The 12135-nt window shown below is 65.5% G+C and carries 22 protein-coding genes; all 22 read right to left on the bottom strand.

Annotation, left to right across the window (positions count from 1 at the left end):
- Positions 1-167: 167 nt before the first annotated feature.
- A complete protein-coding gene (gene map, locus KY5_RS24495) occupies positions 168-1004 on the bottom strand; it encodes a type I methionyl aminopeptidase (protein WP_098244250.1) in 837 nt (278 codons plus the stop codon).
- Between the two features lie 106 nt (positions 1005-1110).
- Entirely contained in the window at positions 1111-1764 is a 654-nt protein-coding gene (locus KY5_RS24490; protein ID WP_098244249.1) for an adenylate kinase, read from the bottom strand.
- Positions 1764-3077: a preprotein translocase subunit SecY gene (secY, locus tag KY5_RS24485; protein ID WP_055553518.1), complete on the bottom strand. Its 1314-nt coding sequence runs from the start codon at positions 3075-3077 to the stop codon at positions 1764-1766. The genes KY5_RS24490 and secY overlap by 1 nt, the downstream gene beginning before the upstream one ends.
- A 226-nt stretch (positions 3078-3303) precedes the next feature.
- Positions 3304-3759, bottom strand: coding sequence for a 50S ribosomal protein L15 (rplO, locus tag KY5_RS24480; RefSeq protein WP_098244248.1), 456 nt, complete (start codon positions 3757-3759; stop codon positions 3304-3306).
- A gap of 1 nt (position 3760) precedes the next feature.
- Positions 3761-3943: a 50S ribosomal protein L30 gene (rpmD, locus tag KY5_RS24475; RefSeq protein ID WP_055553514.1), complete on the bottom strand. Its 183-nt coding sequence runs from the start codon at positions 3941-3943 to the stop codon at positions 3761-3763.
- A complete protein-coding gene (rpsE, locus tag KY5_RS24470; protein ID WP_055553512.1) occupies positions 3943-4545 on the bottom strand; it encodes a 30S ribosomal protein S5 in 603 nt (200 codons plus the stop codon). Before rpsE ends, rpmD begins: the two co-directional genes overlap by 1 nt.
- A 41-nt stretch (positions 4546-4586) precedes the next feature.
- Positions 4587-4970, bottom strand: a complete 384-nt coding sequence (gene rplR / locus KY5_RS24465) for a 50S ribosomal protein L18 (RefSeq protein ID WP_055564833.1) — start codon at positions 4968-4970, stop codon at positions 4587-4589.
- A gap of 3 nt (positions 4971-4973) precedes the next feature.
- Positions 4974-5513 (bottom strand): 50S ribosomal protein L6, encoded by a 540-nt coding sequence (rplF, locus tag KY5_RS24460; protein ID WP_098244247.1) that lies wholly within the window; start codon positions 5511-5513, stop codon positions 4974-4976.
- Positions 5514-5534: 21 nt separating this feature from the next.
- A complete protein-coding gene (rpsH, locus tag KY5_RS24455) occupies positions 5535-5933 on the bottom strand; it encodes a 30S ribosomal protein S8 (protein WP_030359017.1) in 399 nt (132 codons plus the stop codon).
- A gap of 221 nt (positions 5934-6154) precedes the next feature.
- Positions 6155-6340 (bottom strand): type Z 30S ribosomal protein S14, encoded by a 186-nt coding sequence (locus tag KY5_RS24445; RefSeq protein ID WP_003956452.1) that lies wholly within the window; start codon positions 6338-6340, stop codon positions 6155-6157.
- Positions 6341-6345: 5 nt separating this feature from the next.
- A complete protein-coding gene (rplE, locus tag KY5_RS24440) occupies positions 6346-6903 on the bottom strand; it encodes a 50S ribosomal protein L5 (RefSeq protein WP_055553506.1) in 558 nt (185 codons plus the stop codon).
- Positions 6903-7226: a 50S ribosomal protein L24 gene (rplX, locus tag KY5_RS24435; RefSeq protein WP_016645174.1), complete on the bottom strand. Its 324-nt coding sequence runs from the start codon at positions 7224-7226 to the stop codon at positions 6903-6905. Before rplX ends, rplE begins: the two co-directional genes overlap by 1 nt.
- Before the next feature lie 2 nt (positions 7227-7228).
- Positions 7229-7597: a 50S ribosomal protein L14 gene (rplN, locus tag KY5_RS24430; protein ID WP_003974257.1), complete on the bottom strand. Its 369-nt coding sequence runs from the start codon at positions 7595-7597 to the stop codon at positions 7229-7231.
- Positions 7598-7724: 127 nt separating this feature from the next.
- On the bottom strand, positions 7725-8009 hold the full coding sequence (gene rpsQ / locus KY5_RS24425) for a 30S ribosomal protein S17 (protein WP_098244246.1): 285 nt from the start codon (positions 8007-8009) through the stop codon (positions 7725-7727).
- Positions 8009-8233: a 50S ribosomal protein L29 gene (rpmC, locus tag KY5_RS24420; protein WP_005481220.1), complete on the bottom strand. Its 225-nt coding sequence runs from the start codon at positions 8231-8233 to the stop codon at positions 8009-8011. The genes rpsQ and rpmC overlap by 1 nt, the downstream gene beginning before the upstream one ends.
- Positions 8233-8652 carry a 50S ribosomal protein L16 gene (gene rplP / locus KY5_RS24415; RefSeq protein ID WP_055553500.1) on the bottom strand — a complete coding sequence of 140 codons (420 nt, stop codon included), beginning with the start codon at positions 8650-8652 and terminating at the stop codon, positions 8233-8235. The genes rpmC and rplP overlap by 1 nt, the downstream gene beginning before the upstream one ends.
- A 5-nt stretch (positions 8653-8657) precedes the next feature.
- Positions 8658-9500, bottom strand: coding sequence for a 30S ribosomal protein S3 (rpsC, locus tag KY5_RS24410; protein WP_055553498.1), 843 nt, complete (start codon positions 9498-9500; stop codon positions 8658-8660).
- Complete coding sequence (rplV, locus tag KY5_RS24405; protein WP_016645177.1) at positions 9500-9847, bottom strand: 50S ribosomal protein L22; 348 nt, start codon at positions 9845-9847, stop codon at positions 9500-9502. The genes rpsC and rplV overlap by 1 nt, the downstream gene beginning before the upstream one ends.
- Before the next feature lie 42 nt (positions 9848-9889).
- Positions 9890-10171 (bottom strand): 30S ribosomal protein S19, encoded by a 282-nt coding sequence (gene rpsS / locus KY5_RS24400; RefSeq protein ID WP_018528354.1) that lies wholly within the window; start codon positions 10169-10171, stop codon positions 9890-9892.
- 12 nt (positions 10172-10183) lie between these two features.
- Positions 10184-11020 carry a 50S ribosomal protein L2 gene (rplB, locus tag KY5_RS24395; RefSeq protein WP_055553495.1) on the bottom strand — a complete coding sequence of 279 codons (837 nt, stop codon included), beginning with the start codon at positions 11018-11020 and terminating at the stop codon, positions 10184-10186.
- 39 nt (positions 11021-11059) lie between these two features.
- A complete protein-coding gene (gene rplW / locus KY5_RS24390) occupies positions 11060-11479 on the bottom strand; it encodes a 50S ribosomal protein L23 (protein WP_055553493.1) in 420 nt (139 codons plus the stop codon).
- Positions 11479-12132: a 50S ribosomal protein L4 gene (gene rplD / locus KY5_RS24385; RefSeq protein ID WP_098244245.1), complete on the bottom strand. Its 654-nt coding sequence runs from the start codon at positions 12130-12132 to the stop codon at positions 11479-11481. The genes rplW and rplD overlap by 1 nt, the downstream gene beginning before the upstream one ends.
- Positions 12133-12135 lie beyond the last annotated feature (3 nt).

Genomic DNA, 12135 nt, shown 5'->3' with positions numbered 1-12135 from the left:
GCCCTTCGAATCGACTACCTTGATCGACTCCGTTCCCCGCATGCAGACACACGGATGCACGAGAGCCGACGCGTCAGTCTACGTCAGTGCACTCGGAAAGACGAATCGAGGAATTGTGCCCCACAGGCAAGATCCTTAAGCAAGCGGCCACGCCGGTGCCCCACGGGTCAGCCCAGCGGATCCGGCGCCACCGTGACCCCGTACTCCGCGAGCTTCGCCTTGCCGCAGTCCGGCGCCGTCAGCACGATCGGCCCCTCCTCGGTCAGCGCCACGGAGTGCTCCCAGTGCGAGGACCAGGTGCCGTCCGTGGTGATGACGGTCCAGTCGTCCTCCAGGACCTCCGTGCGGGGCGTGCCCAGGGAGACCATCGGCTCGATGGCGAGGCAGAAGCCGGGGACCAGCTTGGGGCCCTTGCCGCGGCGGCGCTCCACGTAGTTCAGGAGGTGCGGGTCCATGTGCATCTCGGTGCCGATGCCGTGGCCGCCGTAGTCCTCGACGATCCCGTACTTGCCGCCGCCGGGCTTCGGCTGGCGGCGGATGTACGTCTCGATGGCGCGGGAGATGTCGACGAGGCGGTTGCCCTGCTTCATGGCGGCGAGACCCGCCCACATCGACTCCTCGGTCACCCGGGAGAGCTCGATCAGCTCCGGAGCGTGCCCGGTGCCCACGAACGCGGTGTAGGCGGCGTCGCCGTGCCAGCCGTCGATGATCGCGCCCGCGTCGATGGAGATGATGTCGCCGTCCTTGAGGACGGTCTTCTCGTCGGGGATGCCGTGCACGACGACCTCGTTGACCGAGGTGCAGATCGTGGCGGGGAAGCCGCCGTAGCCGAGGAAGTTGGACTTCGCGCCGTGCTCGGCGATCACCTTGCGCGCGACGTCGTCCAGGTCCTTCGTGGTGGCGCCGGGCACCGCGGCCTCGCGCGTCGCGGCGTGGACGGCGGCGACGACCAGGCCCGCCTCACGCATCTTCGCGATCTGCTCGGGGGTCTTGATCTGCACCATGGGGCTTCCGCTCTCCGTCATCCGTCAACAAACCGGCTACGTACACAACAGTACGGCCGCGGTCCCCCAGAGGGCACCGCGGCCGAAACAGCGTACAGCGTACTGACTACTTGTCGCCCTTGAGGGCGTCCATCGCGCGCTTGGTGACCTCGTCCACCTTGCCGAGCGCGGAGATCGTCACGACCAGACCCTGGGTCCGGTAGTAGTCGATGATCGGCTCGGTCTGCGTGTGGTAGACCTCGAGGCGCTTGCGGACCGTGTCCTCGCTGTCGTCCTCGCGCTGGTACAGCTCGCCGCCGCAGACGTCGCAGACGCCCTCGGTCTTCGGCTTGGAGTACGTCACGTGGAAGACGTGGCTGGAGTCCTTGCGGCAGATGCGCCGCCCCGCGATCCGCTTGACGACCTCGTCCTCGGGGACCTCCAGGTCCAGGACGGCGTCGAGCTTCACGTCGTCGGCCTTGAGCGCCACGTCGAGCGCCTGCGCCTGCGACACGTTGCGCGGGAACCCGTCGAGCAGGAAGCCGTTCTCGGCGTCCGGCTGCGCCATGCGGTCCTTCGCCATGCCGATCGTCACCTCGTCCGGCACGAGGTTCCCGGCGTCCATGTACGCCTTCGCCTGCTTGCCGAGCTCCGTGCCCTGGCTGATGTTGGCACGGAAGAGGTCACCGGTGGAGATGTGCGGGATCGACAAGTTCTTGGCCAGGAACGCGGCCTGCGTTCCCTTGCCCGCACCGGGCGGCCCGACGAGGACGATTCGCATCAGCGGAGGAACCCTTCGTAATTGCGCTGCTGGAGCTGGCTCTCGATCTGCTTCACGGTTTCCAGACCCACACCCACGATGATGAGGATGCTCGTCCCGCCGAACGGGAAGTTCTGGTTAGCCCCGAAGCCCACCAACGCCATCGTCGGCACAAGAGCGATCAGACCCAGATACAGCGAACCCGGCCATGTGATCCGGTTGAGTACGTAGCTCAGATACTCAGCGGTCGGACGGCCAGCCCGGATGCCCGGGATGAAGCCACCATACTTCTTCATGTTGTCGGCGACTTCCTCGGGGTTGAAGGAGATCGCGACGTAGAAGAAGGCGAAGAAGACGATCAGAACGAAGTACGTGGCGATGTAAATCGGGTGGTCACCCTTGGTCAGGTTCGCCTCGATCCACGTCTTCCATCCCGACTGGCCACCCGCGAACTGGGCGACGAGCGCAGGAATGTAGAGCAGCGAGGAGGCGAAGATCACAGGGATGATGCCCGCCTGATTGACCTTCAGCGGAATGTACGTCGACGTTCCGCCGTAGGACCGGCGGCCGATCATTCGCTTCGCGTACTGGACGGGAATGCGGCGCTGCGCCTGCTCGACGAAGACCACCAGACCGACCATGACGAGACCGACCGCGATGACGGTGCCGAACTCGATCCAGCCGCCCGCGAGGTCACCCTGCTGCTTGATGGCCCACAGGGCGCTCGGGAAGGTGGCGGCGATCGAGATGAACATCAGGATGGACATGCCGTTGCCGATGCCGCGGTCGGTGATGAGCTCACCGAGCCACATGACGCACGCCGTACCGGCGGTCATGGTGATGACCATCGTGACGGTGACGAAGATCGACTGGTCAGGAACGATCTCGCTGGCGACCGAGCAGCCCTGGAACAGGGTGCCGGTGCGGGCGGTGGCGACCAGGCCCGTGCCCTGAAGGATCGCGAGCGCGATGGTCAGGTAGCGCGTGTACTGCGTGATCTTCGCCGTGCCGGCCTGGCCCTCCTTCTTGAGGGCCTCGAGCCGGGGGATCACCACGGTCAGCAGCTGCAGAATGATGCTCGCCGTGATGTACGGCATGATGCCGAGGGCGAAGATCGTGATCTGCAGCAGCGCGCCACCACTGAACATGTTGACGAGACCGAACAGGCCCTGGTTCGAGTTGGCCTGGTCGATGCACTGCTGGACGTTGGTGTAGTCAACTCCCGGAATCGGCACGTGCGTACCGATCCGGTAGATCACGATGATCCCGAGCGTGAAGAGCAGCTTCTTGCGCAGGTCGGGCGTCTTGAACGCCCGGGCGAACGCGGTGAGCACGGTGCCTCCTGCGACCCCCGCGCGCGTGCGCCAGAGGTGGTGGTCTGAGGTTCGACGAATACGTATCAGTCAAGAAAACCGTGCGGGCAGACCGCACGGAGCTTAGACAGTGCACGCCACCTTACCGGCGACCGTGCCCCCCTAGGAACGACCAACCGGGGATGCCCCTTTTGTGGGGCATCCCCGGTTGGGAATCGCTCATGTCATCGACACGTCTGAGGGAATATCAGACGAGCTCGGTGACGGTACCGCCGGCGGCGGTGATCTTCTCCTTGGCGGAGCCGGAGACGGCGTCAACCGTCACCTGCAGCGCCACGGTGACCTCACCCTGGCCGAGGACCTTGACGAGGCTGTTCTTGCGAACCGCACCCTTGGCCACGAGGGCCTCGACGGTGACCTCGCCCCCCTCGGGGAACAGCGCGCTCAGCTTGTCGAGGTTCACGACCTGGAACTCGGTCTTGAACGGGTTCTTGAAGCCCTTGAGCTTCGGGAGACGCATGTGGAGGGGCATCTGGCCACCCTCGAAGCGCTCCGGAACCTGGTAACGGGCCTTGGTGCCCTTGGTACCACGACCAGCGGTCTTACCCTTGGACGCCTCACCACGACCCACACGGGTCTTGGCGGTCTTGGCGCCCGGGGCGGGCCGGAGGTTGTGGACCTTCAGCGGGTTCTGCTCCGCCATGTCAGTCGACCTCCTCAACCGTCACGAGGTGGCGGACGGTGTGCACCATTCCGCGGAACTCGGGGCGGTCCTCCTTGACGACCTGCGTGTTGATGCCCTTGAGACCAAGGGAGCGCAGGGTGTCGCGGTGGTTCTGCTTGCTGCCGATGTACGACTTCGTCTGCGTGACCTTGAGGCGAGCCATTACGCACCCGCCCCGGCACGTGCACGAAGGAGAGCCGCGGGGGCGACGTCCTCGAGGGGCAGACCACGGCGAGCCGCGATCTCCTCGGGACGCTGCAGGCCCTTGAGGGCCGCCACGGTCGCGTGCACGATGTTGATCGCGTTGTCGGAGCCCAGGGACTTCGACAGGATGTCGTGAACGCCGGCGCACTCGAGCACGGCACGCACCGGGCCACCGGCGATAACACCGGTACCGGGGGAAGCAGGCTTGAGCAGGACGACGCCCGCGGCCTTCTCGCCCTGGATCGGGTGCGGGATGGTGCCCTGGATACGGGGGACCTTGAAGAAGTGCTTCTTGGCCTCCTCAACACCCTTGGCGATGGCGGCCGGCACCTCCTTGGCCTTGCCGTAACCGACACCCACGGTGCCGTCACCGTCGCCCACTACGACGAGCGCAGTGAAGCTGAAGCGACGACCACCCTTCACAACCTTGGCGACACGGTTGATCGCGACAACGCGCTCAACGTATGCGGTCTTCTCGGCGGCAGCGCCACCGTCGCGACCCTTCCGGTCCCGCCGCTCGCCGCCACCGGCACCGCCACCGCGGCGCTGGGGTCCAGCCATTGGAATTACCTCTCTCTGTTTCCGCTAGCTACGGAACCGACTCAGAACTTGAGTCCGGCTTCGCGGGCGGCGTCCGCCAGGGCGGCGATGCGCCCGGCGTACTGGTTACCACCACGGTCGAACACGACAGTCTCGACACCGGCGGCCTTGGCACGCTCGGCGACCAGGGCGCCGACCGACTTGGCAGCCGCGGACTTGTCGCCCTCGGCCCCGCGGATCGTGGTGTCCAGGGTCGAGGCCGACGCAAGGGTGTGACCCTTGATGTCGTCGATGACCTGGGCCACGATGTGGCGGTTCGAGCGCGTCACGACCAGGCGCGGACGCTCAGCCGTACCCGAGATGTGCTTACGGATGCGGATGTGACGACGCTTGATGGCAGCACGCTTGTAAGCGTCGCCCTTAGCAATCTTGACACCGTATGCCATGGCTTACTTACCCGCCTTTCCGACCTTGCGGCGGATGACTTCGCCTTCGTACTTGACGCCCTTGGCCTTGTACGGGTCGGGCTTGCGCAGCTTGCGGATGTTGGCCGCAACCTCGCCGACCTTCTGCTTGTCGATGCCCTCGACCGAGAACTTGGTCGCCGATTCGACCTTGAAGGAGATGCCCTCGGGCGCCTCGATCAGGATCGGGTGGCTGTAGCCGAGCGAGAACTCCAGGTTGGAGCCCTTCGCCAGGACGCGGTAACCGACACCGCTGATTTCGAGCTTCTTCACGTAACCCTGGGTCACGCCGGTGATCATGTTCGCCACCAGCGTGCGGGACAGGCCGTGCAGGGCCTTGTTCTGACGCTCGTCGTTCGGGCGGGTGACGTTCAGAACGCCGTCCTCACCCTTAGCGATCTCGATCGGCGCGACGACGGTGTGGCTCAGGGAACCCTTGGGGCCCTTGACCGCGACCGTCTGGCCGTCGATGGTGACGTCCACGCCGGCGGGAACCGTGATGGGGAGCTTGCCAATACGCGACATTAGCTATTCCTCCGTTCCCGACTACCAGACGTAGGCGAGGACTTCCCCACCTACGCCCTTCTTGCCTGCCTGCTGGCCGGTCAGGAGACCGTGCGACGTGGAGATGATCGCCACGCCGAGGCCGCCGAGGACCTTCGGCAGGTTGGTGGACTTCGCGTAAACCCGGAGACCGGGCTTGGAGATCCGCTTGATGCCCGCGATGGAGCGCTCACGGTTCGGGCCGAACTTCAGCTCGAGAACGAGGTTCTTGCCGACCTCGGCGTCCTCGACCTTCCAGCCCGTGATGAAGCCCTCCTGCTGGAGGATCTCCGCGATGTGAGACTTGATCTTGCTGTGCGGCATAGCCACGGAGTCGTGGTACGCCGAGTTCGCGTTACGCAGACGAGTCAGCATGTCCGCGATCGGATCAGTCATGGTCATGAATTGGCCTTCGGCCTCTCTCGCCGTGGTTTCCTATCTGCGCCATCCCTCTCCCCACTCAGAGGCGGGACGGGTGCGGCGCGGGGACCTACGGCGTAGTAAGTCGGTCAGGGCGGCAGACGCCCAACCCTCCTAGCCTAAGCCATGTGGAGGACGGCATCTGCCAACCCTTTACTTACCGAGAGATCCAGACAATCCCGTATGCCCAAGGGGCAGGGGGACTACCAGGAGCTCTTGGTCACGCCCGGCAGCTCGCCACGGTGAGCCATCTCACGAAGGCACACGCGGCACAGGCCGAACTTGCGGTACACGGAGTGCGGACGGCCGCAGCGCTGGCAGCGGGTGTACGCGCGCACACCGAACTTGGGCTTACGAGCAGCCTTGGCAATGAGAGCCTTCTTCGCCATCTCGCTTACGCCTCCTTGAACGGGAAGCCGAGGTGACGAAGGAGCGCACGGCCCTCAGCGTCGTTGGTCGCCGTGGTCACCACGGTGATGTCCATACCCCGGACGCGGTCGATCTTGTCCTGGTCGATCTCGTGGAACATGACCTGCTCCGTGAGACCGAAGGTGTAGTTGCCACGGCCGTCGAACTGCTTGGGGGACAGACCACGGAAGTCGCGGATGCGCGGCAGCGCGAGCGACAGGGTGCGGTCCAGGAACTCCCACATGCGGTCGCCACGGAGCGTGACGTGGCAGCCGATCGGCTGGCCCTCGCGCAGCTTGAACTGCGCGATGGACTTCCGGGCCTTCGTCACGGCCGGCTTCTGACCGGTGATCGTGGTGAGGTCGCGGATGGCGCCGTCGATCAGCTTCGAGTCACGGGCGGCGTCGCCGACACCCATGTTGACCACGATCTTGACCAGGCCGGGGGTCTGCATGACGTTCTCGTACGAGAACTCTTCCTGCAGCTTGCCCGCGATCTCCTCGCGGTACTTCGTCTTGAGACGCGGAGTGGTGGTGGTCGTCATCAGATGTCCTCACCCGTCCGCTTGGCAACGCGGATCTTGTTGCCCTCGTCGTCGAAGCGGTAACCGACACGCGTGACAACCTTGTTGCCGTCCTTCTCCACGACCAGCTGGACGTTGGAGACGTGGACGGGGGCCTCGGTGGTCACGATGCCGCCGGCCTGCGAGCCGCTGGCGGTCGGGCCGGCCTTCGTGTGCTTCTTGACCCGGTTGACACCCTCGACCAGGACGCGCTCGTCGCGCGGGTAAGCGGCAATGACCTTGCCCTGCTTGCCCTTGTCCTTACCGGTGATGACCTGGACCAGGTCGCCCTTCTTGATCTTCATGCTTACAGCACCTCCGGCGCGAGCGAGATGATCTTCATGAACTTCTTCTCGCGCAGCTCACGGCCGACGGGGCCGAAGATACGGGTGCCGCGAGGGTCGCCGTCGTTCTTCAGAATGACGGCGGCGTTCTCGTCGAAGCGGATGTACGAGCCGTCCGGGCGGCGGCGCTCCTTGACGGTGCGAACGATGACCGCCTTGACGACGTCACCCTTCTTCACGTTGCCACCGGGGATCGCGTCCTTGACGGTGGCGACGATGACGTCACCGATGCCCGCGTAGCGGCGACCCGAGCCACCGAGAACACGGATGGTGAGAATTTCCTTCGCACCCGTGTTGTCGGCGACGCGCAGTCGCGACTCCTGCTGGATCACGTCTATCTCCTGTTTGTCTGCCGGTTCCCCCGGGGCAGTTCAGTGAACTGCCCCGGGAGCCTGGCGGAACGAACCCTGAGGGAAACCCCTCAGAGCTGTACTTGTGGAATTCCCTTGCGGGAATTACCTACTTGGCCTTCTCGAGGATCTCGACGATGCGCCAGCGCTTGGTCGCCGACAGCGGACGCGTCTCCATCAGGAGGACGCGGTCGCCGACGCCGGCAGCGTTCTGCTCGTCGTGCGCCTTGAGCTTGTTCGTACGGCGGATGACCTTGCCGTACAGCGCGTGCGTCACGCGGTCCTCGACAGCGACGACGACGGTCTTGTCCATCTTGTCGCTGACGACCAGACCCTGACGGGTCTTGCGGAAGCCGCGGTCGGTCTTCGTCTCAGTCACGTTGTTCTCGCTCATCAGGCGCTCTCCACCGTCTCGATGCCCAGCTCGCGCTCACGCATCAGGGTGTAGATCCGCGCGATGTCCTTACGGACGGCCTTGAGCCGGCCGTGGTTCTCGAGCTGACCGGTCGCCGCCTGGAAGCGGAGGTTGAACAGCTCTTCCTTGGCTTCGCGAAGCTTGTTGAGAAGCTCCTCGTCACCCAGTTCGCGCAGCTCGGACGCCTTGGTTCCCGCCGACATCACGCTTCACCTGCCTCGCGCTTAACGATCTTGCACTTCATCGGCAGCTTGTGCGCTGCACGAGTCAGCGCCTCACGCGCGATCTTCTCGTTGGGGTACGACAGCTCGAACATCACGCGTCCGGGCTTGACGTTGGCGATCCACCACTCAGGCGAACCCTTACCGGAACCCATGCGGGTCTCGGCAGGCTTCTTGGTGAGGGGGCGGTCCGGGTAGATGTTGATCCAGACCTTGCCGCCACGCTTGATGTGACGCGTCATGGCGATACGAGCGGCCTCGATCTGACGGTTCGTCACGTACGCCGGGGTCAGCGCCTGGATGCCGTACTCGCCGAACGCAACCTGCGTGCCACCCTTGGACATACCGCTGCGCTTCGGGTGGTGCTGCTTGCGGTGCTTGACCCTACGGGGGATCAGCATTTCGGTCAGGCCTCCGTTCCGGTGCTCTCAGCAGCCGGAGCGGCAGCGGCGGGAGCGTCGGCCTTGGGGGCCTCGGCAGCCGGCGCGGACTGCTGCTGCGGCTTGCGGCCGCGGCCGCCACGCTCGCCACCACGGCCACCACGGGCCGGACGGTCGTTGCCGCCGCCACGGGCCGGGCGGTTGCCCGCACGGGCAGCGGCGTTCTCGGCGCGAACCTCGGCGATGTTCTTGACGTCGCCCTTGTAGATCCAGACCTTCACGCCGATGCGGCCGAAGGTCGTCTTGGCCTCGAAGAAGCCGTAGTCGACGTTCGCGCGGAGCGTGTGCAGGGGCACACGGCCCTCGCGGTAGAACTCCGAGCGGGACATCTCGGCGCCGCCGAGACGGCCACCGCACTGGATCTTGATGCCCTTGGCGCCGGCCTTCATCGACGACTGCATGCTCTTACGCATGGCGCGACGGAAGGAGACGCGGGAGGACAGCTGCTCCGCCACGGCCTGGGCCACGAGCTGAGCGTCGACCTCGGGGTTCTTGACCTCGAGGATGTTCAGCTGGACCTGCTTGCCCGTGAGCTTCTCGAGGTCACCGCGGATGCGGTCGGCCTCGGCGCCACGGCGGCCGATGACGATGCCGGGACGAGCGGTGTGGATGTCCACACGCACGCGGTCACGGGTGCGCTCGATCTCCACCTTCGAGATGCCGGCGCGCTCCATGCCGGACGTCATCATCCGACGGATGGCGACGTCTTCCTTGACGTAGTCCTTGTACAGCTTGTCGGCGTACCAACGCGACTTGAAGTCGGTCGTGACACCGAGCCGGAACCCGTGCGGGTTTACCTTCTGGCCCATTACCGGGTTCCTTCCTTGCTGCTGACGACCACGGTGATGTGGCTGGTCCGCTTACGGATCCGGTAGGCACGGCCCTGGGCACGCGGACGGAACCGCTTCAGGGTCGGGCCCTCATCCACGTACGCCTCGCTGATGACCAGCGAAGAGGCGTCAGAGTGGTCGTAGTTGTGCGCGGCGTTGGCAATGGCGCTGTCCAGCACCTTGCCGACCGGCACGCTCGCGGCCTGCGGGGCGAAACGCAGGACCGCCTGAGCCTCCGTGGCATCCATGCCACGGATGAGGTCCACCACGCGGCGGGCCTTCATGGGCGTGACGCGGATGTACCGCGCCTGGGCCCTGGCTTCCATGGTTGTCCCTTCGGTGTTAGTCATAGTCGATTCCACCCCGCCTTAGCGGCGCTTCGACTTCCGGTCGTCCTTGACGTGACCCCGGAAGGTGCGCGTCGGCGAGAACTCGCCGAGCTTGTGGCCGACCATCGACTCGGTGACGAACACCGGGATGTGGGTCTTGCCGTTGTGCACCGCGATGGTGTGACCCAGCATGCTGGGGATGATCATCGAGCGACGGGACCAGGTCTTGATGACGTTCTTGGAACCGGCTTCGTTCTGAGCGTCCACCTTCTTTACGAGGTGGCCGTCAACGAAGGGTCCCTTCTTGAGACTGCGCGGCATCTAAACCCGCTCCTAGCGCTTCTTGTTCGACTTGCGGCGGCGGACGATGTACTTGTTGCTCGCCTTGTTGCGATCACGAGTACGACCCTCCTTCTTGCCCCACGGCGAGACCGGGTGGCGACCACCGGAGGTCTTGCCTTCACCACCACCGTGCGGGTGGTCGACCGGGTTCATCACGACACCACGCACGGTCGGGCGGACGCCCTTCCAGCGCATGCGGCCGGCCTTGCCCCAGTTGATGTTCGACTGCTCGGCATTGCCGACCTCGCCGATGGTGGCGCGGCAGCGCACGTCGACAAGACGGATCTCGCCGGACGGCATGCGAAGGTGCGCCATGGCGCCTTCCTTCGCGAGCAGCTGCACGGAGGCACCCGCGGAACGGGCGAACTTCGCGCCGCCGCCGGGCCGCAGCTCGATGGCGTGGAGCGTCGTACCCACCGGGATGTTGCGCAGCGCCATGTTGTTGCCGGGCTTGATGTCGGCACCGGGGCCGCTCTCAATCCGGTCACCCTGCTGCGTGCCGCGCGGGGCGAGGATGTAGCGCTTCTCGCCGTCCGCGTAGTGCAGCAGCGCGATGCGCGCGGTGCGGTTGGGGTCGTACTCGATGTGCGCGACCTTCGCCGGCACGCCGTCCTTGTCGTGACGACGGAAGTCGATCACGCGGAAGGCGCGCTTGTGTCCGCCACCCTGGTGGCGAACGGTGATCCGACCGGCGTTGTTACGGCCGCCCTTGCTGTGCAGCGGGCGGACCAGCGACTTCTCCGGCGTGGACCGCGTTACCTCGACGAAGTCGGCGACGCTGGAGCCACGACGGCCCGGCGTAGTCGGCTTGTACTTGCGGATTCCCATTTCTCAGTCCTCGTCCGATATTCGGACCAGGGCGCTCCGTTAGGAGGCCTGGCCGAAGATGTCGATACGGTCGCCCTCAGCAAGGGTCACGATGGCGCGCTTGGTGTCGGCACGCTTGCCGAACCCGGTGCGCGTACGCTTCCGCTTGCCCTGACGGTTGATCGTGTTGACCCCGGTGACCTTGACCGAGAAGACCGCCTCGACGGCCTGCTTGATCTGGGTCTTGTTGGAGCCGGGGGCCACGATGAACGTGTACTTGCCCTCGTCGAGCAGCGCGTACGACTTCTCGGAGACGACCGGCTTGACGAGGACGTCGCGCGGGTCCGAGAAGGACTTGCTCAGCGGGGTGGGCTCAACAGCGATCTTGCCCTCGGTCGCGATGCGCTTCGCCTTGGCGACACGCGCGGCCTTGGCGGCCTTCGCAGCCTTGGACGCGATGCTCTGGTGACGAATAGCCATCAGGCTTCGCTCCCTTCGGTCTCATTGGCCTTGGGGCCAGACACGAAGGACTCGAAGGCGGCCTTGGTGAAGACCACGTCGTCCGAGACGAGCACGTCGTACGTGTTCAGCTGGCCCGGCTCCAGGATGTGCACCTGGGGCAGGTTGCGGGCGGAGAGCAGCGAAGTCTCGTCCGCGCGGTCGATGACCAGGAGCACGTTCTTGCGCTCGCTGACCTTGCCGAGCAGCGTCTTCGCGGCCTTCGTGGAGATGTCGCCCTCGACCACGTTGGTGACAACGTGGATGCGAGCGTTGCGGGCCCGGTCGGTGAGGGCGTGGCGCAGGGCCGCGGCCTTCATCTTCTTCGGGGTCCGCTGCGAGTAGTCACGCGGCTGCGGGCCGTGGACGACGCCACCGCCGGCGAACTGCGGCGCACGGGTCGAACCCTGGCGCGCGCGGCCGGTGCCCTTCTGACGGTAAGGCTTCTTACCGCCACCGCGGACTTCGCCGCGACGCTTGGTCTTGTGCGTGCCCTGACGGGCCGCGGCCAGCTGTGCGACGACGACCTGGTGAAGCAGCGGGATGCTGATCTTCTCGACGTCGAAGATCTCCGCGGGGAGCTCGACCGTCCCGGTCTTGTCGCCTGCCGGCGAAAGGATGTCAATGGTGCTCATGGG

The sequence above is a fragment of the Streptomyces formicae genome (genome assembly GCF_002556545.1).
GTDB lineage: Bacteria > Actinomycetota > Actinomycetes > Streptomycetales > Streptomycetaceae > Streptomyces > Streptomyces formicae_A.
Note: the sequence above shows the minus strand (reverse complement) of the source record. Positions and strands in the feature narration are given on the sequence as shown.